This is a genomic window from Streptomyces sp. NPDC031445 (assembly GCF_055581365.1).
The window spans coordinates 398803-422489 of sequence record NZ_JBVIJO010000006.1; the positions used below are offsets into that span (position 1 = coordinate 398803).

At 74.8% G+C, this 23687-nt stretch carries 22 protein-coding genes; 12 read left to right on the forward strand and 10 right to left on the reverse strand.

The features are described 5' to 3' along the window. The first annotated feature begins 44 nt into the window (after positions 1–44). From ACZ5DC_RS19185 to fxsA, 3 genes are all read left to right on the forward strand, one after another. Entirely contained in the window at positions 45–1652 is a 1608-nt protein-coding gene (locus tag ACZ5DC_RS19185) for an amidohydrolase (RefSeq protein WP_468654109.1), read from the forward strand. A gap of 558 nt (positions 1653–2210) precedes the next feature. Then, positions 2211–3005: a polyprenol monophosphomannose synthase gene (locus ACZ5DC_RS19190; protein WP_468654111.1), complete on the forward strand. Its 795-nt coding sequence runs from the start codon at positions 2211–2213 to the stop codon at positions 3003–3005. 93 nt (positions 3006–3098) lie between these two features. Beyond that, positions 3099–3650 carry an FxsA family membrane protein gene (fxsA, locus tag ACZ5DC_RS19195; protein WP_468654113.1) on the forward strand — a complete coding sequence of 184 codons (552 nt, stop codon included), beginning with the start codon at positions 3099–3101 and terminating at the stop codon, positions 3648–3650. Positions 3651–3738: 88 nt separating this feature from the next. Here fxsA and ACZ5DC_RS19200 read toward each other — a convergent pair whose 3' ends face one another. The 3 genes from ACZ5DC_RS19200 to yczE all read right to left on the reverse strand — a co-directional run bounded on the left by ACZ5DC_RS19200 (position 3739) and on the right by yczE (position 5958). After that, positions 3739–4113, reverse strand: coding sequence for an RNA polymerase-binding protein RbpA (locus tag ACZ5DC_RS19200; protein WP_003977404.1), 375 nt, complete (start codon positions 4111–4113; stop codon positions 3739–3741). Positions 4114–4513: 400 nt separating this feature from the next. After that, positions 4514–5290 carry a glycerophosphodiester phosphodiesterase gene (locus ACZ5DC_RS19205; RefSeq protein WP_468654115.1) on the reverse strand — a complete coding sequence of 259 codons (777 nt, stop codon included), beginning with the start codon at positions 5288–5290 and terminating at the stop codon, positions 4514–4516. Beyond that, positions 5287–5958, reverse strand: coding sequence for a membrane protein YczE (gene yczE / locus ACZ5DC_RS19210; protein ID WP_468654117.1), 672 nt, complete (start codon positions 5956–5958; stop codon positions 5287–5289). The genes ACZ5DC_RS19205 and yczE overlap by 4 nt, the downstream gene beginning before the upstream one ends. Positions 5959–6061: 103 nt before the next feature. Between yczE and ACZ5DC_RS19215 the strand changes: the two genes are divergently transcribed. Beyond that, positions 6062–7570 (forward strand): SCO1417 family PLP biosynthesis transcription factor, encoded by a 1509-nt coding sequence (locus tag ACZ5DC_RS19215; RefSeq protein WP_468654119.1) that lies wholly within the window; start codon positions 6062–6064, stop codon positions 7568–7570. Between the two features lie 47 nt (positions 7571–7617). On the opposite strand, the gene ACZ5DC_RS19220 is transcribed toward ACZ5DC_RS19215, so the two are convergent. Then, the gene (locus tag ACZ5DC_RS19220; RefSeq protein ID WP_468654121.1) at positions 7618–9249 is read right to left on the reverse strand and encodes a hypothetical protein; all 1632 of its coding nucleotides are present in this window, start codon (positions 9247–9249) and stop codon (positions 7618–7620) included. A 44-nt stretch (positions 9250–9293) separates the two neighbouring features. After that, positions 9294–9488, reverse strand: a complete 195-nt coding sequence (locus tag ACZ5DC_RS19225) for a hypothetical protein (RefSeq protein ID WP_014671463.1) — start codon at positions 9486–9488, stop codon at positions 9294–9296. A 294-nt stretch (positions 9489–9782) separates the two neighbouring features. On the opposite strand from ACZ5DC_RS19225, the gene ACZ5DC_RS19230 reads away from it, so the two are divergent. The 5 genes from ACZ5DC_RS19230 (at position 9783) to ACZ5DC_RS19250 (ending at position 15463) form a co-directional block, all read left to right on the forward strand. After that, positions 9783–10175 carry an ankyrin repeat domain-containing protein gene (locus ACZ5DC_RS19230; protein WP_366754559.1) on the forward strand — a complete coding sequence of 131 codons (393 nt, stop codon included), beginning with the start codon at positions 9783–9785 and terminating at the stop codon, positions 10173–10175. Between the two features lie 300 nt (positions 10176–10475). Continuing rightward, a complete protein-coding gene (locus ACZ5DC_RS19235) occupies positions 10476–11894 on the forward strand; it encodes a HEAT repeat domain-containing protein (protein WP_468654124.1) in 1419 nt (472 codons plus the stop codon). 229 nt (positions 11895–12123) lie between these two features. Next, positions 12124–13251: a glycosyltransferase family 4 protein gene (locus ACZ5DC_RS19240; protein WP_468654126.1), complete on the forward strand. Its 1128-nt coding sequence runs from the start codon at positions 12124–12126 to the stop codon at positions 13249–13251. After that, complete coding sequence (locus tag ACZ5DC_RS19245; RefSeq protein ID WP_468654128.1) at positions 13248–14423, forward strand: glycosyltransferase; 1176 nt, start codon at positions 13248–13250, stop codon at positions 14421–14423. The genes ACZ5DC_RS19240 and ACZ5DC_RS19245 overlap by 4 nt, the downstream gene beginning before the upstream one ends. Then, complete coding sequence (locus ACZ5DC_RS19250; protein WP_468654130.1) at positions 14420–15463, forward strand: SGNH/GDSL hydrolase family protein; 1044 nt, start codon at positions 14420–14422, stop codon at positions 15461–15463. Before ACZ5DC_RS19245 ends, ACZ5DC_RS19250 begins: the two co-directional genes overlap by 4 nt. 64 nt (positions 15464–15527) lie before the next feature. On the opposite strand, the gene ACZ5DC_RS19255 is transcribed toward ACZ5DC_RS19250, so the two are convergent. The 5 genes from ACZ5DC_RS19255 to ACZ5DC_RS19275 form a co-directional block, all read right to left on the reverse strand. Then, a complete protein-coding gene (locus ACZ5DC_RS19255) occupies positions 15528–16397 on the reverse strand; it encodes a 5-oxoprolinase subunit C family protein (RefSeq protein WP_468654132.1) in 870 nt (289 codons plus the stop codon). A 190-nt stretch (positions 16398–16587) separates the two neighbouring features. Continuing rightward, a complete protein-coding gene (gene pxpB, locus ACZ5DC_RS19260) occupies positions 16588–17205 on the reverse strand; it encodes a 5-oxoprolinase subunit PxpB (protein ID WP_468654134.1) in 618 nt (205 codons plus the stop codon). Continuing rightward, positions 17202–17960, reverse strand: a complete 759-nt coding sequence (locus ACZ5DC_RS19265) for a LamB/YcsF family protein (protein WP_468654136.1) — start codon at positions 17958–17960, stop codon at positions 17202–17204. Before ACZ5DC_RS19265 ends, pxpB begins: the two co-directional genes overlap by 4 nt. A gap of 75 nt (positions 17961–18035) precedes the next feature. Continuing rightward, positions 18036–18875, reverse strand: a complete 840-nt coding sequence (locus ACZ5DC_RS19270) for a putative hydro-lyase (RefSeq protein WP_468654138.1) — start codon at positions 18873–18875, stop codon at positions 18036–18038. Next, a complete protein-coding gene (locus ACZ5DC_RS19275; protein WP_468654140.1) occupies positions 18872–20197 on the reverse strand; it encodes an MFS transporter in 1326 nt (441 codons plus the stop codon). Before ACZ5DC_RS19275 ends, ACZ5DC_RS19270 begins: the two co-directional genes overlap by 4 nt. 127 nt (positions 20198–20324) lie before the next feature. Between ACZ5DC_RS19275 and ACZ5DC_RS19280 the strand changes: the two genes are divergently transcribed. From ACZ5DC_RS19280 to ACZ5DC_RS19290, 3 genes are all read left to right on the forward strand, one after another. After that, positions 20325–21026: a GntR family transcriptional regulator gene (locus ACZ5DC_RS19280; protein ID WP_468654142.1), complete on the forward strand. Its 702-nt coding sequence runs from the start codon at positions 20325–20327 to the stop codon at positions 21024–21026. A 180-nt stretch (positions 21027–21206) separates the two neighbouring features. Then, positions 21207–22736 carry a hypothetical protein gene (locus ACZ5DC_RS19285; protein WP_468654144.1) on the forward strand — a complete coding sequence of 510 codons (1530 nt, stop codon included), beginning with the start codon at positions 21207–21209 and terminating at the stop codon, positions 22734–22736. 40 nt (positions 22737–22776) lie between these two features. Further along, entirely contained in the window at positions 22777–23655 is an 879-nt protein-coding gene (locus ACZ5DC_RS19290) for a hypothetical protein (RefSeq protein WP_468654146.1), read from the forward strand. Positions 23656–23687 lie beyond the last annotated feature (32 nt).

The window sequence follows — 23687 nt, forward strand, 5'->3', positions numbered from 1 at the left end:
CCCCGGGTGCGGCGTCCGCCCGGCGCAGGGAGAAACTGTCGGTCATGAGCAATCGCACCGCCGAGTCCCCCAAGACCGTCCTGCTCCGCCGCGGCGAGGTCCACAGCCCCGCGGATCCCTTCGCGACGGCCATGGTCGTCGAGGCGGGCCACGTCGCCTGGGTCGGCTCCGAGGGCGCGGCCGACGCCTTCGCCGACGGCGTGGACGAGGTGGTCGATCTCGACGGCGCCCTGGTCACCCCGGCCTTCACCGACGCCCATGTGCACACCACCGCCACCGGTCTCGCCCTGACCGGTCTCGACCTGTCCGGCGCCCCCTCCCTGGAGGCGGCCCTCGCCCGGGTCCGCGAGTTCGCCGCCGCCCGCCCCGGCGACCGGGTCCTGCTGGGCCACGGCTGGGATGCCGCCCGCTGGCCCGGCGGCCGGCCGCCGACCCGCGCGGAGCTGGACGAGGCCACCGGCGGACGCCCGCTGTACCTGTCCCGCATCGACGTGCACTCGGCGGTCGTCAGCACCGCCCTGCTGGACCTGGTCCCCGGTGATCTCCCGCGCGAGGACGCCCCGCTCACCAGGGACGCCCACCACGCCGTCCGCGAGGCCGCCCTCGCCGCCATCGCCCCCGCCCAGCGCGCCGAGGCCCAGCGCACCGCCCTGGAGCACGCGGCCTCCCTCGGCATCGGCACCGTGCACGAGTGCGGCGGCCCGCGGATCTCCTCCGAGGACGACTTCACCGGCCTGCTGCGGCTCGCCGCCGGCATCCCGGGCCCCCGGGTGGTGGGCTACTGGGCGGAAGAGGACACCGCCAAGGCCCGCGAGCTGGGCGCGACCGGCGCGGCGGGCGACCTCTTCGCCGACGGCGCCCTCGGCTCCCACACCGCCTGCCTGCACGAGCCGTACGCCGACGCCGGCCACAGCGGCACCGCCTACCTGGACGCCGTCGCCGTCGCCGCCCACGTCGTGGCCTGCACCGAGGCGGGCCTCCAGGCCGGCTTCCACGCCATCGGCGACGCGGCCGTCGCCGCCGTGGTGGACGGCGTGCGGGCCGCCGCCGAGAAGGTGGGCCTCGCCCGGATCCGGGCCGCCCGGCACCGCGTCGAGCACGCCGAGATGCTCACCCCCGAGACCATCGCGGGCTTCGCCGAGCTGGGCCTGATCGCCTCCGTCCAGCCCGCCTTCGACGCGCTGTGGGGCGGCGAGGACGGCATGTACGCCCGGCGTCTGGGAACGGAGCGGGCCCGCACGCTCAACCCGTTCGCCGCCCTGCTCCGCTCCGGTGTACCGCTCGCGTTCGGCTCCGACAGCCCCGTCACGCCGCTGGACCCCTGGGGCACGGTCCGTGCCGCCGCCTTCCACCGCACGCCCGGGCACCGGATCTCCGTCCGCGCCGCCTTCACCGCGCACACCCGCGGCGGCTGGCGGGCCGTCGGCCGCGACGACGCGGGCGTCCTGGTACCGGGCGCCCCCGCCGACTACGCCGTCTGGCGGACCGACGAACTGGTCGTGCAGGCCCCCGACGACCGGGTCGCCCGCTGGTCCACCGATCCGCGCTCCGGAACGCCCGGTCTGCCCGACCTCACCCCGGGCCGTGACCTGCCGGTCTGCCTGCGGACCGTGGTCGGCGGGCGGACGGTGTTCGTACGGCCGGGCGAGTGATCTCCCGGGGTGGCGCGGGCCGCCCCGGCCGCCGGGGCCCCGCCGCCCGACCTGCGCATCCTCCCCACCGTCCGGGCCGCCGGCGCCGGCCGCCCGGTTCGCAGGGCTGTTGACAGTCGGCGGCCAGGGGCCGGTAGGTTCGTCCGAGTCCACCACCGGACGCCCGACCGGGGGACGTTCAGCCGGCTCGTCGCAGCGCCGCTGGGTCAGGGACGGTGTGCCGCACCGGAGCACCGTCGCTGGGAGCCAGGCTCAGCGCCCGCGCCGACGAGGGGGACGTTCCCGCGGGTCGGCCAGGTGTGACCCGGGTGGGGCCCGGGCGCTCAGTAGACAACGGCTTCCGGTCGACCCGCAGCCAGCGGGTCCCGGGTCGGACCGAAGGGCGCCGGGCCCCCATCCGTCGTGGTACGAAGGTGTTCGGCGCCTGGCGGGACGGTACGGAACAGGTCTTCTTACCCCGCTCTTGCGGAACCGACACCACCGTACGAACGCGCTGTCACGTCCGGCCAGGCCGCGGCCACTATGGTGGACCCCTGTGTACGACATGAAGGGGCAGCAGTGAACGACGGCGACGGGACCCTCGCGGCCAAGGCCCAGGGGAGGCAGTTCGGTCCGCTCGGCACGGCCTTGGTGATCATTCCGACCTACAACGAGGCGGAGAACATCAAGTCCATCGTCGGCCGGGTGCGCAAGGCCGTCCCCGAGGCGCACGTACTGATCGCGGACGACAACAGCCCCGACGGCACCGGCAAGCTCGCCGACGAACTGGCCGCCGGGGACGAGCACGTCCACGTCCTGCACCGCAAGGGCAAGGAGGGCCTGGGCGCCGCCTACCTCGCGGGTTTCCGCTGGGGCCTGGAACGGGACTACGGCGTGCTGATCGAGATGGACGCCGACGGCTCCCACCAGCCCGAGGAACTGCCCCGGCTGCTCACCGCCCTCAAGGGCGCCGACCTGGTCCTCGGCTCCCGCTGGGTGCCCGGCGGCCGGGTGGTGAACTGGCCGAAGTCCCGGGAGTTCCTCTCGCGGGGCGGCTCCACCTACTCGCGCCTCATGCTCGACGTGCCCATCCGCGACGTGACCGGTGGCTTCCGGGCCTTCCGCCGCGGGACGCTGGAGGGCCTCGGCCTCGGCGAGGTCGCCTCGCAGGGCTACTGCTTCCAGGTCGACCTGGCCCGCCGAGCGGTGAAGGCCGGCTACCACGTCGTCGAGGTCCCCATCACCTTCGTCGAGCGGGAGCTGGGCGACTCCAAGATGAGCCGGGACATCGTGGTCGAGGCGCTGTGGCGGGTCACCTCCTGGGGCGTCGGGGACCGCCTCGGCAAGCTCACCGGCAAGGGCAGGCAGGCGTAGCGGCGGGTTCGCGGACCGGCCCCGCGGCCGGGCCGGGCCCGGGCTGATCACCCCCTTATCCCGCGCTGAGGCGCGCCCAGGCACACTGGGACCATGACGACTGGCGCTCCGACCTCCGCGTACACCGCCCGCCGCCGGCGCTCCCGGCTGCGCAGGTACCTGCCGCTGGGCCTCGCCCTGTGGCTGGTGCTGGAGATCTGGGTGCTGACCCTGGTCGCGGGCGCCGCGGGCGGCCTCACGGTGTTCCTGCTGCTGGTCGCGGGTCTCGTGGCGGGGTCCGTGGTCATCAAGCGGGCCGGCCGTCGCGCCTTCCAGAGCCTGAACGAGGCGCTGCAGCGGGGCGGCTCACCGGCGCGCGGCGGCGGCAACGGCCTGATGATGCTCGGCGGCCTGCTGCTGATGATCCCCGGCCTGGTCTCGGACGCGGCGGGCCTGCTCCTGCTGCTCCGGCCGGTCCAGAAGGCGGTGAGCCGCTTGGCGGAGAACGCCGTGGAACGGAGTCTGCGCAAGGTCGCCCCGGGCGGCCTGGGCGACGCGTTCCAGCAGGTCCGCATCCACCGGCCCGACGGCAAGGTGGTGCAGGGCGAGGTCATCAGGGAGGACCGGCCCGAGCCGGGGGAGCACAGGCCCCCGCTCACGCGCTGAGCGCCCGGCACCACGAGCACGCGCAACGACCGCGGGCGCCGTACGTCTCTTCACGTACGGCGCCCGCGGTCGTTGTGCTGTGTGCGCGTTACGCGCTCTTGCGGCTGTCCCTGGGGTGGACCGCGATGTTCATCGCCCCCGACCGCAGGACCGCCAGACGCTCCTCGAGGACCTCTTCGAGTTCCTCACGGGTGCGTCGCTCCATCAGCATGTCCCAATGGGTACGCGCGGGCTTGGCCTTCTTCTCCTCAGGGCCGTCGCCGTCCACGAGGAGTGCCTGGGCACCACAGACCTTGCACTCCCACTCCGGCGGGATCTCCGCCTCGACCGAGAAGGGCATCTCGAAGCGGTGCCCCTTCTCGCATGCGTACTCCACGGCCTGGCGCGGGGCCAGGTCGATACCGCGGTCCGTCTCGTAGCTGGTCACCACGAGGCGCGTACCGCGAAGAGCTCGCTCACTCATGAATCGTGCCTCCCGGGCTTGTCGCCCACAGGACAGGTGTCGCTGTCGTCGTCATCCGGTCAACGTCCGGTCGGCGGTAAAGATTCCCGTTCCGAGTCCCGTACCGGGTCATGCGTCGCCGTCGTAGCCGCCCCTTGTTCTACCCACAGGCGCCCGGTTTGTCACATCTGCTAGCAGATGTCACCCAGCGTTTCGGCATCTTTGACGCGCAGTAACGGTACGCCTGGCAGGCCAAACGCGTACACTACCGCCCTTTCACGCCGAGTGCTAAATCGGCGCTGGATCTTCTCCGGAACCGGGTGCCCCGCCTCGGCGGTCGCACGCCCGACCGGGACCCGCGCGAGCAGGTCGAAGCCGAGGACGGAGAAGGCCACCGTCGAGAAGATCGCCGGCCGGGCGGTCAGACCCAGACGCCCCGGTCCTGCATGACCTTGCGCAAGGTGTCGATGCGATCGGTCATGATGCCGTCGACCCCCAGGTCCAGGAGCCGGTGCATCCGGTCCTGTTCGTTGATCGTCCACACGTGCACCTGGAGCCCGGCGGCGTGGGCGGCGCGGACGAAGCGGTGGTCGACGACGGGCACGCCCGACCGGGCCTCCGGCACCTGCGCGGCCACGGCCGACCGGCGCACGGCGGCCGGCAGCCCCCACGAACGCAGCCGCAGGCTCAGCACCCCGCGCGTGCCGAACGAGGTGGCCAGCCGTGGTCCCGCCAGCCGCTGGGCCCGCAGCACGCGCGCCTCGGAGAAGGAGCCCACACAGACCCGGTCCCAGGCGTCCGTGCGCTCGATCACCTCCAGCAGGGGCCGCAGCGCGGGCTCCGCCTTGACGTCGACGTTCCAGCGCACCCCCGGGAAGGTCTCCAACAGCTCCTCGAACAGCGGCACCGGTTCGCGGCCGCCCACGCGCGCGTTCCGTATCTCCGCCCACGGCAGGTCGGCGATCCGGCCCGCGCCGTCGGTGACCCGGTCCAGGGTCGTGTCGTGGAAGGCGACCAGCAGCCCGTCCGCCGTGGCGTGCACGTCCGTCTCGATGTACCGGTAGCCCAGTTCCACCGCGCGCCGGAACTGGGCCACGGTGTTCTCCAGGCCGTCGGCGGCCCCGCCCCGGTGGGCGAAGGCGATCGGCCCCGGGTGGTCCAGGAACGGGTGGCGCGGGCGCGGTGTCGTGAGGCTCACGGTCGCAGTATCGCGCGCCGGGGTGTCGCCGCGGCGACGACCGTGCTGCCCGCCGGTGCCGGCGCGACGGCGAACACCCGCAGGAAGGCCTGCGCCAGCGGTCCGATGGACACCGCGTAGAGCACGGTGCCCACCCCGATGGTGCCGCCCAGGAGGAATCCAGTGACCACCACCGCGACCTCCACCGCCGTCCGCATCAGCCGGATCGACCGGCCGGTGCGCCGGTGCAGCCCCGTCATCAGCCCGTCGCGCGGGCCCGGCCCGAAGCGCGCCGCGATGTAGAGGCCGGTCGCCGCTCCGTTCAGCACGATCCCCGCGAGCAGCAGCGGGACGCGGGCGGTCAGGGAATGCGCCGCCGGAAGCAGGGCGAGCGTGCCGTCCATGACGAGGCCGACCACGAAGACGTTGGAGACCGTGCCGAGGCCGGGGCGCTGGCGCAGGGGGATCCACAGGAGCAGCACCGCCGCGCCCACGATGATCGACACCACCCCGATGCTCAGCCCGGTCAGCTCCGCGAGCCCCTGGTGCAGCACGTTCCACGGCTCCAGGCCCAGCCCCGCCGCCACGAGCAGCGCCGAGCTCGCACCGTAGAGCGCGAGCCCCGCGTACAGCTGGACCAGCCGCCGTCCGAGGTGGCGGGCGGGAGCGGATGGGCTGGGAGTGGACATGGAATTACCCCCCTGGGTGGTGGCAGTGGCCTGATGCATGACACTCTGTGGCTTGGGACGAATCGTCATCCATGGCCAATCCGGGGAAGGTGGACTGATCTTCATGGCGCAGTGGACCTCGGCTGTCGGGGCCGCGCAGCTCGCCCGGCTCCTCAACTCCCAGCAGGACCGCCCGGCCGGTCCCGGCACCCGCCGTCCCCCCGCTTATCGCGCCCTCGCCGACGGCGTCCGGCTGCTCGTGCTGGAGGGACGGGTCCCGGTGGCCGCGCGCCTGCCCGCCGAACGCGAACTGGCCCTGGCCCTCTCCGTCAGCCGCACCACTGTCGCGGCGGCCTACGAGGCGCTGCGCGGCGAGGGCTTCCTGGAGTCCCGGCGCGGCGCCGGCAGCTGGACCGCCGTACCGGCCGGCAACCCCATCCCCGCCCGTGGCCTGGAACCCCTGCCGCCCGAGGCCCTCGGTTCGGTGATCGACCTCGGCTGCGCCTCGCTCCCGGCGCCCGAGCCGTGGCTCACCCGGGCCGTGCAGGGCGCCCTGGAGGAACTCCCGCCGTACGCACACACCCACGGCGACTACCCGGCCGGGCTGCCCGCGCTGCGCTCGATGATCGCCGAGCGGTACACCGCGCGCGGTATCCCCACCATGCCGGAGCAGATCATGGTCACGACCGGCGCCATGGGCGCCATCGACGCCATCTGCCACCTCTTCGGGGGACGGGGCGAGCGGATCGCCGTGGAGTCCCCGTCCTACGCCAACATCCTCCAGCTGATGCGCGAGGCGGGCGCCCGGCTCGTGCCCGTCGCGATGGCCGAGGGCCTGTCCGGCTGGGACGTGGACCGCTGGCGCCAGGTGCTGCGCGAGGCCGCGCCGCGGATCGCCTACGTGGTCGCCGACTTCCACAACCCCACCGGAGCCCTCGCCGACGAGGACCAGCGGCGCCGGCTGGTGGACGCGGCCCGCTCGGCCGGCACGGTGCTCGTCGCCGACGAGACGATGAGCGAGCTGTGGCTCGACGAGGACGTCCGGGACGGCGGCATGCCCCGACCGGTGTGCGGCTTCGACCCGGCCGGCTCCACGGTGATCACGGTCGGCTCGGCCAGCAAGGCGTTCTGGGCGGGGATGCGGATCGGCTGGGTGCGGGCGGCTCCGGACGTCATCCGCAGCCTGGTCGCCGCGCGGGCCTACGCCGACCTCGGCACACCGGTGCTGGAGCAGCTGGCCGTGAACTGGCTCTTCAGCACCGGGGGCTGGGAGCGGGCGGTCGAGCTGCGCCGGGCGCAGGCCCGGGAGAACCGGGACGCCCTGGTGGCCGCGCTGCGCCGGGAACTGCCCGACTGGGAGTTCGAGGTGCCGCGGGGCGGCCTGACCCTGTGGGTGCGCGCGGGCGGACTCTCCGGTTCCCGCCTTGCGGAGGCGGGCGAACGGACGGGCGTGCGTGTCCCGTCCGGTCCTCGCTTCGGCGTCGACGGCGCGTTCGAGGGGTACGTCCGGCTTCCGTTCACCGTCGGCGGAGCGGTGGCGGACGAGGCGGCGGTACGGCTCGCCGCCGCTGCCCGGCTGGTGGAGTCGGGGGCGACGGGGGCGGGCGAGGCGCCGAAGACGTTCGTGGCGTAGGCCGGGGGAACGGGGGGACCGGCGGTTCGGGGCACTGGGTCAGGGGCCTACGAAGGCTCCGCCGCCAGGGCCTCCGCGGGGACCGGTGCCTTCTTCACCGAGGGTTCCGAGACGTCCGCCGGCTTCGAGAGTGCCGTCGGCTCCTCCTCCACGGCGGTGGTCCGCGGAGGCAGCAGCTCCAGTACCGCCTGCCGGTCGGCGTCGCTCGTGGCGTCGTCGTACGGGTCCGGCGTCCGCGGCACCTGGAGCCGGTGCACCGGTCCGGACCCCAGCCGTGCGTACCCGCGCCCGGGTGGCACCTGCGTCGTCGACGTCGTGGGCGGCGGCGCGCCCAGCACCGCCTCCACCTGCTCCGGCGCCGCGGACCCGAGCACGACACGCGCGCGCGTGTGCTGCCGTACCGCGTCGGTCAGCGCCTCCGCGCTGTCGAACTGCTCGGCCACGACCACGGTGACGTTCGCCGCGCGGCCGTGCCGCAACGGCGCCTGGAGCAGCATGTGCGGGTCCTTGCGGCCGTCCCCCGGCGCGAGGTGCGCGAAGACGCTCGGGCGGTCCAGCAGGATCCACAGCGGACGCCGCGTGTCCGGGGGCGGCGGGTCGCCCGCCTGCCGGGCCAGGTTGATCGTGATGAGCCGCCGCTCGGTCTCCCGCGCGGCCCACTCCAGGCTGGCCAGCGCCCCGGACAGCGCGCACTCCACGGCCAGGACGCCGCTGCGTCCGGTCAGGCAGGCGTACTCGCCGGTGCCGCCGCCGTCGACGATCAGCACATCGCCGTACTGGAGGGCCTGGATGGCGACGGAGCGCAACAGGGTGGAGGTGCCGCTGCCGGGGTGGCCCATGGCCAGCAGGTGCGGCTCGGTGGAGCGGATGCCGGTGCGCCAGACGACCGGCGGCACGTCGACCCGTTCCTCCCCGTAGGAGAGGGGGAGCGTGCGCTGGACCTCGCTGGGGTCGGTGAAGCCGAGGACGGTCTCGCCGGGTGCGGTGACGAAGCGCTGGGCGGGGATGTCGGCGGGCAGCGGGGGGAGGGCGGTGACGGTGAGCTGGTTGGCCTCCTCCTCCCACGCGAAGTGGTACTCCCGGCTCCGCCCGGCCTTCGCGGTGAGCAACTGCTCGATCCGCGCGCGGGCCGCCGGCTCGCCGTCCGGGAAGTAGGCGGGGTAGCGGATCACGAGGTGGCCGATGCGCCCGGCGTCGTCGAACTCGTGCGCCGCGTAGGCCTTCTCCCACTCTCCGCCGTGCGCGTACAGCGGTGCCGGGTCCTCGGAGCTGGAGAAGTACGGCACCAGGGCCTCGTACAGCGCCTGGAGCCGTTGGGTCTGGGACTCGTCGGGCCCCTCGGGCGCCGGCGGGGTGCGGTCGCGGCCGTGCCAGGCCGCTGCCGCCATCACGGCGATGACGGCGAACAGCGGCCCGTACGGCATCAGGGCCACGACCAGGACCATGGAAGCCGCGAAGAACAGCAGTGGCCCGCGCTTGTCCTTGGGCGTGTCCGCCCACCTGCGCCGGCCGGCCGCGGCCAGCAGGCGCAGCCCGCGCGTCACGGTGATCAGCGGCTGGAGGACGTCGGTGGCGCTGTCGGCCGCCGTCCGGGCCAGCTCCCTGCTCCGGGCGAGCTGCGTCCGGGCGATCTGGGCGCTGTCCTTGCTCAGGATGCGGGGGAGGGGGCGCCGGGCCACTGCTGTCTCCTGAGGGTGCGTGCGTGCGGGCGGGACGGGAGGGGTCAGAACTTGATGCCGCCCAGGAGGCTGGCCAGGCTCTCTCCTCCGGCTTTGATGCTCGGGGCGATGCCCGTGGTCGACAGGTAGAAGCCGAAGAGGGCCGACACCGTGGCGTGCGAGCCCTTCAGTCCGTCCTTGCGGAAGAACAGGAAGACGACGACGCCGAGCAGCAGCACGCCTGAGAGCGAGAGGATCATTTGGGGCCTCCTGGTGTCGATGGTGGGGGACAGTCACCATGAGTTCTTCCAGGATCACAGGATGTATCCATACGATTAAAGGTGCAACTGGGTGAAAAGCGGTGGAATTCGCTCACTCGGGCGAGTGTGTCAAACCGCGACTGACCAGGTGTGTTGCCGGCGTGGCGCCGCCGGCGGGCGCTGCCGTTGATCTTTACCTCGGGCAGATCGGGTCATGTGCCGCGCGAGCCAGTACGCTGGCGATTCACCCGTACGAAGCAGTCCCCGAATCAGCATGGAGAGGCGGTCCGGCCGATGAGTGACGTTCCCGACCCCGAGGTCGTGGAGCTGGCGACCAAGATCTTCGATCTGGCCCGGCGGGGGCAGACCGAGGCGCTCGTGGCGTACGTCGACGCGGGCGTTCCGGCCAACCTCACCAACGACCGCGGCGACTCCCTCGTGATGCTCGCCGCCTACCACGGCCACGCCGGCGCGGTGCGCGCGCTGCTCGCCCGCGGCGCGGCGGCGGACCAGGTCAACGACCGGGGCCAGACCCCGCTCGCGGGTGCCGTCTTCAAGGGTGAGACGGACGTCATCAAGGCCCTCCTGGAGGGCGGAGCCGATCCTTCCGCAGGCACGCCGTCGGCCGTCGACACGGCCCGGATGTTCGGCAAGAAGGAGCTCCTGGAACTGTTCGGCGTCCACTGACGTTGACGCACTGACCAGGTACGACACGGAAAACGGGGGAGGCGGTACAGGGCCGCCGGAAATACGGTCGCGGCAGCACACACCGCGGGTCATCATGACGTCGTGATTCACGGACGCGATGGCCGGGCAGGTGTTGCCGCACCGCGCGGGCCGTGATGCGGTCCGCATGGGCCACCGACGAGAGGCAGAGAGAGATGGTCTACAGCAAGCAAGAGACGGCGGGCGCTCCGACGTTGTGTCACGCGGCCAGGTAATGCGCGTTTCCCGGTTGCGTCGACGCTTGATGTGAGGCTGTTTCCCATGTTCGATCCGGTCATAGCGCCCAGCGGTACGCTGCTCGGCCTGCTCCAGCGCGGCCGTGGCGACGGCACGCTGCACGCGCTCACGGCCCCGCGAGCCGAGGCGCTCGCGGCCCTGAACCACTGTGTGCTGCGCGACCCCCGCCACGACTGGCAGGTGGAGAACCGCTCCCTGTACTACGCCCGGCTCTACCTCGACCTGAACGGCGAGCTGGACGCCGTGGAGGCGCACCTCTTCGACCCCGAGGACGTCGTCGACGCCGACGAGTCCCGCACCGGCCTGGCCCTGGCCGTCCTCGGCCACCTCGCCTCCTACGGCAGGCGGGACGCCCTGGAGCTGCTGCGCAGGTACGCCGCGCACGGCTCCAACTGGGCATGGGCCCTGGACGAGCTGGCCCTCAGGGACGACGACGCGGGCCTGCGCGCCCTCGCCGCCCCCGTCCTGGCCCGCTTCCCCACCGATCCCGAGGGCGAGGCCGAGCTGGCCGCCGCCGTACGCGACGCCTTCGAGCCACGGCCCTGGCGGCTGTGGGCCGAGGATCCGCGCGCGTCGATCGCCACCCGGGTGCGTGCCGCCCAGGAGGCCGGCTGCTTCGACCGCTGGCAGCGGCAGATGCGGCCCGCCGGCCCCCGCCCCGACTGGAGCGTCCGCGCCGTCTTCGAGTGGGCCCAGCAGGGCATGGAGCGCGGTGCCGCCCTGCACGTGCCCGCCGCCCGCTGCCTGGTCGCCGTGGCCGGCCCGGAGGACCGGCACGAGATCCTCCAGGCCGCCCGTACCGGCACCGACGGGGCCCGCTGCACCGCACTGCGCTACCTCGCCGACAGCAACGACCGTGACGCGCTGGACCTGATCGAGGCGGCCGTCGTCGACGGGACGGCACCCGTCGTGGAGGCCGCAGTCGACGCCTTCGAACGCATGCGCAGCGTCGCCGCCGTCGACCGCGCGCGCGGCTGGGCCCAGCGTCCCGACGCGCTCGGCGCCGCCGCCTCACGCATGCTCGCCTGCCGCGGCGGCACACGGGACCGCGACCTGGTCCTCGGCGCCCTCCGCGAGGCCGTGCGCGGCGAGGGACCCGACGCGCCCACCCTGTGGACGCTCGTCGACGGCGCCGGACGCCTCGGCATCGTCTGCGCCGCCCCCGTCCTGCGCCATGTCTACCGCGAGACGGCCTCCTCCCATCTCCGCGGCCGCGCCGCCCGCGCGCTGGCCGCCACCGATCCCTCCTTCGCCACCGGCTTCGCCGTCGAATGCCTGTGGGACTGCGAGGAGACCACCCGCGAACTGGCCGCCCGGCACGCCGAGACCGGCGACGCCCGGGTCGTGGAGCGCCTGCGCCGCCTGGCCGCCGATCCGGCGGAGGAGGACGAGGTGCAGACCGCGGTACGCAGCCGCTTCGGACCGGACGCGGCTCTCGGCTGAGCCGTCCCGGACCCGGAGGGAGCCTCCGCCGGGCGAGTCCGCCGGCACCCGGCCCCACCTCCGCTCGGCGGACGGGCGCCCGTCGGGTGAACACCCGGTGACCCGCGGGTCAGGCGGCCATGACGGCCGCCTGACCCGCTCGGGTGCGCAGCCCAACGCTCATGGGACGTTCCCCGCGCCGAAAGATCGAAGTTGACGCGGGCACGTCCAGCGCGGCGACAACACCCGTATGCGTGTCGTCATCGTGACCGAATCCTTTCCCCCCGATGTGAACGGCGTGGCCCACTGCGCGCTCCAGACCGCCCGGCACCTCGTGGACCGCGGTCACCTCCCCCTCGTCGTCGCCCCCGCTCCCGCGCCCGGCAGCGGCCCGGACACGGACGCCCCGTGCCCGGTCGTCCGGATCCCCTCCCTCCCGCTCCCCGGTTACCCCCAAGTCCGCGTCGCCCTCCCCAGCCGGCGTCTCGCCGCCGCCCTCGTCGCGCACCGCCCCGACGTGATCCACCTGGCCAGCCCCTTCGTCCTCGGTGTCCGCGGCATGGCCGCAGCCGCCCGGCTCGGCGTCCCGGCCGTCGCCGTCTACCAGACCGACCTGGCCGGCTACGCCCGCACCTACATGGGCGCCGGGGAGGCCGCGGCCTGGCGGCGCATCCGCTCCGTGCACGGCGCCGCCGACCGCACCCTGGCCCCCTCCAGCGCGGCCCGGTCCGACCTGGAGGAGCACGGCGTCCCCCGGGTACGGCTCTGGCCGCGCGGGGTGGACACCGTACGTTTCCGGCCACAGCACCGGGACGAGGCGCTGCGCCGCAGCCTCGCCCCGAACGGCGAACTGATCGTCGGCTACGTCGGCCGGCTCGCCCCGGAGAAGCACGTCGAACTCCTCTCCGGGGTCTGCGGGCTGGCCGGGGTGCGGGTCGTGGTCGTCGGCGACGGACCCAGCCAGGCCCATCTGACCGAGGCCCTGCCCGGCGCCGTCTTCCTCGGCCGTCGCACCGGCGACGAACTGGCCCGGATCTTCGCCTCACTCGACCTGTTCGCGCACACCGGCCCCTTCGAGACGTTCTGCCAGACCGTCCAGGAGGCCATGGCCAGCGGAGTCCCGGTCGTCGCGCCGGCCGCCGGCGGCCCGCTCGACCTGGTCGACCACGGCCGCACCGGCCTGCTGGTCCCGCCGCGCGACGCCGCCGCCGTACAGGAGGCGGTCCGCGCCCTGGCCGCCGACCCCGCGCGGCGCGCCGCGTACGGCGCCAGCGCCCGCGCGACGGTCGAGGGCCGCACCTGGGCCGCCGTCGGCGACCAGCTGATCGCCCACTACGACGACGTCCTCGCGGACCGGAAGACGGCGGTGGCGGCATGACCGGGCAGTCCCTGCGCATCGTCCGCCTCGCCAACTTCGTCGCCCCCGCCTCCGGCGGGCTGCGCACCGCCCTGCGGGAACTCGGCAAGGGCTTCCGGGCCGCGGGCCACGAACCGGTCCTGGTCGTGCCCGGCGAACGCCACACCGACCGCGACACCGAACAGGGCCGGGTCATCACCCTGCCCGGCCCGCTGCTGCCCGGCACCGGCGGCTACCGCGTCCTCACCGACAAGCGGCGCGTGGCCGCCCTCCTGGAGGAACTGGCCCCGGACCGCCTGGAGGTCTCGGACCGCACCACCCTGCGCTGGACCGGACGCTGGGCCCGCCGCGCGCGCGTGCCCGCCGTGATGGTCTCCCACGAGACCGCCGACGGCGTGCTGCGCACCTGGGGCCTGCCCGAGCACCTGGCGCGCCGCGCCGCCGACTCCCTCAACACCCGGACCGCGCACGTCTACTCGCGGGTGGTGTGCACCACCGAGTTCGCCGAGCGCGAGTTCGTGCGCATCGGCGCGCGCAACGTCGTACGCGCCCCCCTGGGGGTCGACCTGATGGAACGGCACCCCGCGCTGCGGGACCCCGGGCTGCGTGACCGCCACGCGCGCGGGGACGAGGCGCTGCTCGTGATGGCGTCCCGGCTCTCCGTCGAGAAGCGCCCCGGCACGGCCCTGGACGCCCTGGAGGCGCTGCTGCGGCGCGGACGGCGGGCGGTGCTCGTGGTCGCCGGGGACGGGCCGCTGCGGGCCCGCCTTGAGCAGCGCGCACGGGACCGCCGGCTCCCGGTGACCTTCCTCGGGCACGTCTCCGACCGTACGTCCCTCGGCGCGCTCCAGGCGTCCGCCGACGTGTGCCTCGCGCCCGGGCCCGCCGAGACCTTCGGACTGGCCGCGCTGGAGGCCCTGGCCTGCGGCACACCCGTGGTGGCGAGCGCGTCCTCCGCGCTGCCCGAGGTCATCGGCTCGGCGGGCGCCACCGCGGTGGGCGGCGGGGAGGCGTTCGCGGACGCCGTGGAACTGCTGCTGGAGCGCGCCGAGCCCGAGCGGCGCGAGGCGGCACGCGCGCGTGCGGAGTGCTTCGGCTGGGCGACGGCCGTGGAGGCCTTCCTGGCGGCCCACGACACGGAGGTGCTGCGTCCCGCCGACGCCCGGCCCGCCGTACCGGAGGGTGTGGCATGAGCGCCGACGCCGCGCCGCGGCGCGGCGGCCCCGCGCGCGTGGGCGGGCGTGGCCCGGAAGCCGGTGCCGCGACGGGGCGCGGTGGCTCCTTGCGTTTCGTCGCGCTCGGGGACTCGCTGACCGAGGGCGTGGGTGACCCGGTCGGCGCCGGATGGCGGGGCTGGGCGGCGCTGCTGGCCGCGTCCCTCGCCGGGGACGGCGAGGAGGTGCTGTTCACCAATCTCGCGGTCAGCGGGGCGCAGACGCGGGACGTGCGGGAGAAGCAGACGCCGGCCGCCCTGGAACTGAGCCCCGACCTGGCGTCCGTGGTCGTCGGCGTCAACGACACGCTGCGCCGCACCTTCGACGTCCACGCCGTGGCCGCCCACCTCGACCAGGTCTACGGCTCCCTCACCCGTCAGGGCGCCACCCTGCTCACCGCCTGCCTGCCCGACCCCGGCGCCGTGCTCCGGCTCCCGGACGCCCTGGCCCGTCCGCTGGCCCGGCGGCAACGGGCGGTCAACGCGGTCGTCCACGCGCTGTCCGAGCGGTACGGCGCCCTCCACCTGCACGCGGCCGACGACCGCTGGACCAGCGACCGGAGCCTGTGGAGCGCGGACCGGCTGCACCCCGCGGAGCGCGGCCACCGGCGGTTCGCCGTCCGCTGCCACGCCCTGCTCGCCGACGCGGGCCGCGCGACCGGGCAGCCTCCCTCACCCGAACCGGAGTTCCCCGCGCCGACCCGCACGGCGCGCCTGTGGTGGCTGGCCACGGCGGGAACCGCCTGGGTGCTCCGGCGCTGCCACGACCTGCTGCCGCAGCTGCTGCTCCTGGCCGCCGGCGAACTGCGCCACCGCGCCCGGGGCACCGGAGTCCACCTGGACCTCCGCGCGTCGGCGGCGGTGTCGGCGGCGCTGGCGGCCTTGCCGGACGCCTCCGCCGAGCGGGCAGCGGCTCGGTGGCGCGGCGACGGGAGGGACGGGGCGGTGGAGGTGGTCGGCCTCGGGGAGACGGCGGTGGTGGAGACGGCCGCCTCCGCGGGGCCGGTTGCGGCTGGTTGAGACCGGCGGCGCTGACCGCCGGGGCAGCGGGGGAGCGGGGGACCGCCGTCCCGGCCGCAGGGGCTCAGCGGCGGCGCACCGGTACGAAGCGGACCGGGGTGCCCGGGAGGGCCTGGGCGGCGGACGGGAGGTCGGCGGCGCGCACGACCGCGATCACCGGGTAGCCGCCGGTGGTCGGATGGTCCGCGAGGAAGACCACCGGGCGTCCGTCCGGCGGGACCTGGACCGCGCCCAGGACCATGCCCTCGCTGGGCAGTTCACCGGTCCGGGCCCGCTCCAGCGCCGGCCCCTCGGTGCGCAGGCCGATGCGGTTGCTCGCCGCGGAGACCCGGTACGCGCGCGTGGTGAGATCCCGCACCGCCCGTGCCGTGAACCAGTCGTCGCGCGGGCCGGGCGTCACCCGGAGCACGAGCTCGGCCGGCGGACCCGGCTGCGGCACCCCGTCCACGCGCGCGGGAGGGCCGGCCGGGGCGCCCAGCGGCAGCACCGTACCGTCCGTGAGCGGTGCCGGACCGAGGCCGGACAGCAGGTCGGTGGCGCGGCTGCCGAGGACCGGCTCCACGGCGACGCCGCCGCCGACCGCGACGTAGCCGCGCACGCCGGCCGTGGCCGTGCCCACGTCCAGCAGTTCGCCCGCCGGTACCACGACCGGCACGCCCCACGCGGCCGGGCGGCCGCCCACCGTCACCGGGCAGGGCGCACCGCCGACCGCGACGGTCACCGTCGAACGCGGGCGCAGCGCGCAGCCGTTGAGGGTGGTCTCCAGGACGGCGGCGTCCGGGGGATTGCCGACGAGCCGGTTCACCAGTGCGGCGGCGGGCGCGTCGAGCGCTCCGGAGCGGGGCACGCCGAGGTGCGCGTAGCCCGGCCGTCCGCGGTCCTGCACGGTGGTGAGCGCCCCGGCGCGCACGACGACCAGCGCACGGTCGGTCATAGGGCCTCCCAGGCCACGGGTCGGGCAGGCGGCGGGCACGCGCGCGCGTGGGCTGCCGTCCGCCGCCCGGCCACACGGTCCTCCCCGGCGCGTACGACTGCCGGTGCGGCTGCTCCTGCCCTGCGTAGCGCCACCGGTGCGGCCGCCTGCCCGGTGCGCACCCCTGCCGGTACGCCCCGGTGCTGCCCGCTCACGCGTCCCCCACCGGCACGAACCGCACGCGCGTGCCCGGCTCCAGCAGGGCCGCCGGGGCGCGTGCCGGGTCCCACAGCACCGCGTCCGTCGTGCCGATCAGTTGCCAGCCACCGGGCGAGGAGCGCGGGTAGACGCCGGTGTACGGGCCGGCCAGGGCCACGGCGCCGGCCGGAACCGCCGTGCGCGGGGTGGCGCGGCGCGGCACGTGGTAGCGCTCCGGGAGCCCGGTGAGGTAGCCGAAGCCGGGGGCGAAGCCGCAGAAGGCCACCGTGAACTCGGTGCCGGCGTGGACGCGGGCCACCTCGTGTCGCGGCACCTGCCAGTGCGCGGCGACCGCCGCCAGGTCGGGGCCGTCGTACCGCACGGGCAGTTCGACCAGCTCGCGCGCCCGGGCAGGCACCCGCGGCACCCGCGCGCCGGTCAGTTCCGCCGCCCAGCGGGCCGGCTCGGCCAGCCCGTCGAGCAGGACCGTACGGGCCGCCGGGACGATCTCGCGCACGGTGAGCGAGCCCTCCGCGCGGCGCCGCAGCAGCTCCGCGTGCACGGCCTGCGCCTCCTGCCCGGAGGCGACCTCGACGAGCAGCGCGTCGTCGCCGACGGGAAGCGCCCTCACGCGAACGCCTCCACTCGCACGCCCGCGGCCACCAGCCGCTCCCGCACCCGCCGGGCCAGGCCGACCGCGCCCGGAGTGTCGCCGTGCAGGCACAGCGACCGGGCGCGCACCCGGATCCGTGCGCCGGAGTGCGCGATCACCGCGCCGGAGCGCGCGAGGCTCACCGAGCGCTCCACGACGGTGTCCGGGTCGGTCACCACGGCGCCCTCGTGGCCGCGCGGCACCAGCGTGCCCTCGTCGGTGTACGCGCGGTCCGCGAAGGCCTCCGTGACGGCCGGAAGACCTGCCTCGCCCGCCAGCTCCAGGAACCGCGAGCCGGGCAGCCCCAGCACCGGCAGCGAGGCGTCCGCGAGGCGCACCCCCTCGATCACCGCGCGGGCCTGTTCCCCGTCGTGCACGACGCGGTTGTACAGCGCGCCGTGCGGTTTGACGTACGCCACGCGCGCGCCCGCCGCCCGTGCGAACACCTCCAGGGCACCGATCTGGTAGGCCACTTCGGCCGCCAGCTCGGCGGGCGGCACATCCATCGCGCGCCGCCCGAAACCGGCCAGGTCCCGGTAGGAGACCTGCGCGCCGATCGTCACCCCTCGCTCGGCCGCCCGTTCGCACACCCGGCGCATGGTGGCCGCGTCCCCGGCGTGGAAGCCGCAGGCCACGTTGGCGCTGGTGACGACGGACAGGAGCTGGTCGTCGTCGGTCAGCCGCCAGCGGCCGAAGCCCTCGCCCAGGTCGGCGTTCAGATCGATCGCGGTCATGGTGTCCTCGCGTCTCCGGTTCTCGTGGCGCTCTGTCGTGCGCGGTTTCGGGGTTGCGGTACGCACGGCCGCGGCTCAGTCGACGCCCGTCAGCCGGTACTGCTCGTCCCGTGCGTCGGTCAGGAACATCTGGCCCGGCGCGTGGGTGATCGCGAACGGCGGCCGGGACGCCATCACGGCCGCCTGCGGGGTCACCCCGCAGGCCCAGAAGACCGGGATGTCGCCGTCGGCGACGGTCACCGGGTCGCCGAAGTCGGGCCGGCCGAGGTCCTCGACGCCGAGGGCCGCGGGGTCCCCGCAGTGCACCGGGCCGCCGTGCACGGCCGGCAGCAGGCTGCTCTCCCGGATCGCCGCGCCCAGACGCTCGGGCGGCACCGGCCGCATGGAGACCACCATCGGCCCGCGCAGCCGGCCCGCCTCCCGGCAGGCCCTGCTGGTCACGTACATCGGCACGTTCCGGCCCTGCTCGACGTGCCGGATCGGCACGCCCGCGCGGGCCAGCGCCCACTCGAAGGTGAAGCTGCACCCGAGCAGGAACGACACCAGGTCGTCCCGCCAGTACGCGCGCGCGTCCGTGGGTTCGTCCACCAGCTCGCCGTCCTGCCACACCCGGTAGCGCGGCAGATCGGTGCGCAGGTCGGCGCCCTCGGCGAGCACGGTCGTCGGGGAACCGGCGTCCGTGACGTCGAGCACGGGGCACGGCTTGGGGTTGCGCTGGCAGAACAGCAGCATGTCGTAGGCCCAGTCGGCGGGCACCGCGATCAGGTTGGCCTGGGTGTGGCCCGCCGCGACGCCGGCGGTCGGCCCGGTGAGACCGTCGCGGAAGCGGGCCCGCGCGGTTCGCGGGCTCCACGCGTGCGCGTGCGCGTCGACGGTGGTGACGGGCCGGTCCTCGGTGCGGTTCACCCGTGTCATGCCAGCTCCTTCCCGCGCGTCTCCGGCAGCCCGAGCAGCGCCAGCGCCGCGAGGCCGTAGCCGATCGCGCCGAAGACCAGCGCGCCGCCGACGCCCCAGCTGTCCGCCAGGAAGCCGACCAGGGTCGGGAACACCGCGCCCACCGCGCGGCCCGTGTTGTACGTGAAGCCCTGCCCGGTGCCGCGTACCGCCGTCGGGTACAGCTCGCTCAGGTAGGAGCCGAAGCCGCTGAAGATGGCCGACATGCAGAAGCCGAGCGGGAAACCGAGCACCAGCAGCAGGGTGTTGGCGCCGTGCGGGATGTTGGCGTACGCCAGGATGCACACCGCCGACAGCAGCGCGAACAGCCAGATGTTGTTCCGCCGGCCGAGCCGGTCGGTGAGGTGGCCGCCGGTCAGGTAGCCGAGGAAGGCGCCGGAGATGAGGAAGGCCAGGTAGCCGCCGGTGCCGACGACCGACAGACCGCGGTCGGACTTCAGATACGTCGGCACCCAGGTCGCCAGCGTGTAGTAGCCGCCCTGCACGCCCGTGGAGAGCAGGCTCGCGAAGACCGTGGTGCGCAGCAGGCCGGGGGCGCCGTCGCCGCGGGCCGGCCGGAAGATCGCGGCGAACGAGCCCCGGCGCGGGTCCTGTTCACGGGCCGCCGTCGCCGCGGGGGCGTCGTGCACCGAGCGGCGCAGCCAGACCACGAGCAGTGCGGGCAGCGCGCCGGTCCAGAACATCACCCGCCAGGCCAGGTCGTCGCCGGCGAAGGAGAACACCAGGGTGTAGACGACCGCCGCCAGCCCCCAGCCGACCGCCCAGGAGCTCTGGACCGCGCCGAGCGTACGGCCCCGGTGGCGCGCGCTCGCGTACTCGGCGACCAGGATGGCGCCGACCGCCCACTCGCCGCCGAAGCCGAGGCCCTGGAGGGCGCGGAAGACCAGCAGGGTCTCGTAGGTGGGCGCGAAGCCGCAGGCGACGGTGAAGACGGCGTACGTGACCACCGTGATCATCAGGGCCCGGACGCGGCCCACCCGGTCCGCGATCACGCCGGCGGCGGCGCCGCCGGCCGCCGAGACCACCAGGGTGACGGTGGTGAACAGGCCGGTCTGGCCGCTGCTGAGGCCGAAGTAGGCCGAGAGCGCCACCATGCTCAGCGGCAGGGTGAAGTAGTCGTACGAATCCAGGGCATAGCCGCCGAAAGCTCCGGCGAACGCGCGCCGGCCGCGCGGGCCGAGGGCGCGCAGCCAGGCGAACGCGCCGTCCTCGGCGGTGTGTTCGGCCGGGTCCGGGCGGAGGCCGGTGGGAGGCGCGGACCGTGGCGGTGGGGTCGTGCTCATGGGCACCTCGCAGGAGAGGGACGGAGGGTGCTGGGAAGTGAGCCGTGCGGAGCACCGTAGAGGATTGTTCAACGATCCTTCAATACCCGTGTTGTTTCGTCCTGGTGTCTGCGATTGAATTCCGGGCATGGCAGAGGAGCTGACGGGACTGGCCGGCGACCGGGTCCTTCTGGGCCGCACGAGCACCGCGGAGCGCGTTTCGGACATCCTCAGAAGCCGCATCTCCGAGGGCTACTTCCCGCCCGGCACCCGGCTGTCCGAGGACGGCATCGGCGGGGCGCTCGGCGTCTCCCGCAACACCCTGCGCGAGGCGTTCCGGCTGCTCACCCACGAGCGCCTGCTGATCCACGAACTCAACCGGGGCGTGTTCGTCCGGGTCCTGACCGTCGAGGACGTGGAGGACATCTACCGCACGCGCTCCCTCGTCGAGTGCGCCGTCGTCCGCGGGCTGGGCGAACCGCCGTACCGGCTGGACGGGCTGGTCGCGGCCGTCGAGGAGGGGCGCGCGGCGGCCGCGGGGAATGACTGGAAAGAGCTGGGCACGGCCAACATCCACTTCCACCGGGAACTGGTCGCCCTCGCCGGCAGCGAACGCACCGACGAGCTGATGCGCAGCGTCTTCGCCGAGCTGCGCCTGGCCTTCCACGTCGTGGACGACCCGCGCCGGCTGCACGAGCCGTACCTCACCCGCAACGCCCAGATCCTCCAGGCGCTCCAGGCCGGCGACCGGCGCGGCGCCGAACGGCTCCTGGAGACCTACCTCACGGACTCGCTGGAACGGGTCGTCGAGGTGTACCGGCGCAGGGTGGGCGAGGAGGGCGCCCCGTAGCGGGGCGGGGAACCGCGCGACGGGCCGGGCGGCCGGGCGAGGAGGATGTCCCTCAGCGGCCCGCGAGCCGCCCGGACGGCCCCGCGGACCGCGTGCCGGCGACGACCCGCGGCCAGGCCGGGGAACCGGCGGAACCGCTCGTTTGGGCCGATGTCAGACCCAGGACCTAGTCTGTGCACCGTGACTTCGCCTGCATCGACGGACCGTGTTCCGCCCCAGCTCAGCGCGGGGCCGCGCCCGGCTCCGGGCCCGGCCGCCGACGAGGGGCTGGCGCGTCGGCTGCGCGCCCTCGCCTGCACCGCGCCGCTGCACGACCTGGACGCGCGCAAGGCCAACCTGGCCGGCGAGTACTCGGTGTACGGGATGGCCGAGGTGGCGCTGGCCGCCATCGACCTGGTCACCCTGAACATGGACTTCGACACCGGCGCCGACCACGAGCAGATCGTGGCCCGGCTCGTCCCGCGCATCGCCGCCCAGGCCCCGCGCCGGCCCGCCGCCGAACACGAGCGCGTGGCCCGCTGGGTGCTGGAGAACCTGATCAACGTCGGCAGCGTGGACCGCGGCTTCCGCGCGGTCTACGGCACCTTCGCGCCCGACGGCACCTACGTCCGCCGCGACTACGACTTCAAGCTGATCGAGGAGGTCCCCGGCCCCGGCGGCACGGTCTACCTGCGGACGACGGACGAGGCGGTCAACGTCCTGGTCGGCGCCCTCGACACCGACGTCACCAGCGCCCAGATCGCCGCCGAGGTCAAGCTCGAGGTGCTGATCAGCCGCGGCCGGCTCGCCGACGCCCAGCTCGCCGCCGAGCAGGCCCGCTACCGCACGGTCCAGTACTCCGAGACGCTGCGCCGGGCCCTGGAGGCCACCCGGCGCAACGTCCGCGCGGTCGACTGGCTCAAAGCCGTCCCCGACATGATCGCCGAGGCCCTGGACCACGTGGCCGAGCGCTACCGCCACGAGAACGCGATCCTCACCAACATCCGCAAGGCCCGCGACGAGACCGAGGACCCCGAGCACAAGCGCCGCGCCGCCGAACTCGTCGACATCGTCAAGGACTGCATCCGGCGCCACACCCAGCTCCAGTCGCGCCTGCTGGAGGCGGGCCCGCTGTTCCGCGCCGAACAGGACCGGCAGGCCTTCGCCACACCGGCGACGGCGTCCGGGATCGACCTCTACGGCCATCTCGTCGCCCCCGTCCTGCCGCTGCCGCTGGAGCAGGCGAGCCGGGTCACCGACGCCTTCTTCGCGCGCGGCACCGGACTGCGCACCCCGGTGTCCGTCCGGGTCGGGGATCTCGTGGACATACTGCTGACCCCGCCCGTGGAGCGCGAGCACCTGGGCGCGGAGATGCCCGAGCCCGACCTGATCGCGACGCCGGACGACAGCCGCTTCAGCGAGGAACAGCTGGCTACGGCCAGGGACCTGCTGGACCTGCCGGCGGACGCCCCGAGGAGACTGTCCGGGCTGCTGGCCGAGGCCCGGCGGACCGGGGACCCCGACCTCGCCTACCTGGTGGCGCTGCTGGCGGTCCACGCCGCCAGCCCGCCCGTCGGCACCGCCTACCGGCAGGGCGAGGAGAAGCTGCTGTTCGCCGTGGACGACGGCACCGAGCTGGACGATCCCGAGTTCGGCGGGGCGGACCTGATCGTGGGGACCGCCCTGCTGGACGCGGCCGGGATGGCCGCGGACCGGACGGAAGCGGCATGAGCGGTATGAGTGGACAAGAGCACGACAAGGAGCCGAACCCGTGACCGAGCACGTCGACCGGAGTGAATCCGAGCCTGCCGCCGCCCCGGCGGGCTCCGCAGTCACCCCCGCCGACGCCGCCGACGCGGCGCGGCTCGTCGCCTTCGGCCTCCAGCCCAAACTGGCGCCCGCCCGCGACCAGGAGTACACCGAACTGCTGCGCCGCTACCGCGAGGACCCGGCGTTCGCCCGGCTCGCCGACGCCGTCGCGGCCGGTCTCGGGCTCGTCGTGCTGGAGGTGTCCCCGCGCGCGGGGATGGCCGTGACCGCCGCCGAGGACTCGGTGTTCGCCGTCCGCATGGGCGACTACGCGCGTCGCACCGCCGCCGACTCCGGCGACCGCTTCCTGCACGGACTCGCCCATCTCGCGGTCGCGGCGCTGGCGTTCCCGCGTCCCGAGGACCTGGCCGACGACTCCTACATCGGCCGGGTCACCGTCAACGGCGTCGACGCCTTCGTCCGGCAGGCCTGCCGCCGCCTGGAGGAGCGCGCCGAGGAGCAGGGCGAGAACACCGACCCGGCGACCGACGCGCCCGGCCTGGAGGCGGCCTGGCGGATCTGGGCCAGACGCAGCGCCACGGGCGCCACCAAGGACGCCCGCCGGCCGGCCGCCTCCACCACCGGCATCGTGGCGAAGGCCATGGCCTTCCTCACCGACTCGGGCTTCCTGCAGCGCACCGGCGACGACAACGGCGGCACCTACCGCACCACGGCCCGCTACCAGCTCCAGGTCCGCGACCTGGCCGGCAGCGCCGCCCTGGCCGAGCTGGTGGAGCTGGGCATCGTTCCGGTCACCGACGGCACGGCCACCCTGCTGCCCGCCCAGGACACCGACGACCTGGACCTGGTGGCCGACGCCGGACTGCCGTTCCACTCCTGACGGGCTGAAGCTCCCGCAGCGCCAGACCTCCC

What these genes read in the sequence shown, in the direction of transcription:
- ACZ5DC_RS19240 (WP_468654126.1), top strand. Translation starts at nt 12,124, where the DNA reads ATGCGTGTCGTCATCGTGACCGAATCCTTTCCCCCCGATGTGAACGGC.
- ACZ5DC_RS19250 (WP_468654130.1), top strand. Translation starts at nt 14,420, where the DNA reads ATGAGCGCCGACGCCGCGCCGCGGCGCGGCGGCCCCGCGCGCGTGGGC.
- fxsA (WP_468654113.1), top strand. Translation starts at nt 3,099, where the DNA reads ATGACGACTGGCGCTCCGACCTCCGCGTACACCGCCCGCCGCCGGCGC.
- ACZ5DC_RS19200 (WP_003977404.1), bottom strand. Translation starts at nt 4,113, where the DNA reads ATGAGTGAGCGAGCTCTTCGCGGTACGCGCCTCGTGGTGACCAGCTAC.
- ACZ5DC_RS19255 (WP_468654132.1), bottom strand. Translation starts at nt 16,397, where the DNA reads ATGACCGACCGTGCGCTGGTCGTCGTGCGCGCCGGGGCGCTCACCACC.
- ACZ5DC_RS19215 (WP_468654119.1), top strand. Translation starts at nt 6,062, where the DNA reads ATGGCGCAGTGGACCTCGGCTGTCGGGGCCGCGCAGCTCGCCCGGCTC.
- ACZ5DC_RS19225 (WP_014671463.1), bottom strand. Translation starts at nt 9,488, where the DNA reads ATGATCCTCTCGCTCTCAGGCGTGCTGCTGCTCGGCGTCGTCGTCTTC.
- ACZ5DC_RS19270 (WP_468654138.1), bottom strand. Translation starts at nt 18,875, where the DNA reads ATGACACGGGTGAACCGCACCGAGGACCGGCCCGTCACCACCGTCGAC.
- ACZ5DC_RS19235 (WP_468654124.1), top strand. Translation starts at nt 10,476, where the DNA reads ATGTTCGATCCGGTCATAGCGCCCAGCGGTACGCTGCTCGGCCTGCTC.
- ACZ5DC_RS19275 (WP_468654140.1), bottom strand. Translation starts at nt 20,197, where the DNA reads ATGAGCACGACCCCACCGCCACGGTCCGCGCCTCCCACCGGCCTCCGC.
- yczE (WP_468654117.1), bottom strand. Translation starts at nt 5,958, where the DNA reads ATGTCCACTCCCAGCCCATCCGCTCCCGCCCGCCACCTCGGACGGCGG.
- ACZ5DC_RS19245 (WP_468654128.1), top strand. Translation starts at nt 13,248, where the DNA reads ATGACCGGGCAGTCCCTGCGCATCGTCCGCCTCGCCAACTTCGTCGCC.
- ACZ5DC_RS19185 (WP_468654109.1), top strand. Translation starts at nt 45, where the DNA reads ATGAGCAATCGCACCGCCGAGTCCCCCAAGACCGTCCTGCTCCGCCGC.
- ACZ5DC_RS19230 (WP_366754559.1), top strand. Translation starts at nt 9,783, where the DNA reads ATGAGTGACGTTCCCGACCCCGAGGTCGTGGAGCTGGCGACCAAGATC.
- ACZ5DC_RS19280 (WP_468654142.1), top strand. Translation starts at nt 20,325, where the DNA reads ATGGCAGAGGAGCTGACGGGACTGGCCGGCGACCGGGTCCTTCTGGGC.
- ACZ5DC_RS19265 (WP_468654136.1), bottom strand. Translation starts at nt 17,960, where the DNA reads ATGACCGCGATCGATCTGAACGCCGACCTGGGCGAGGGCTTCGGCCGC.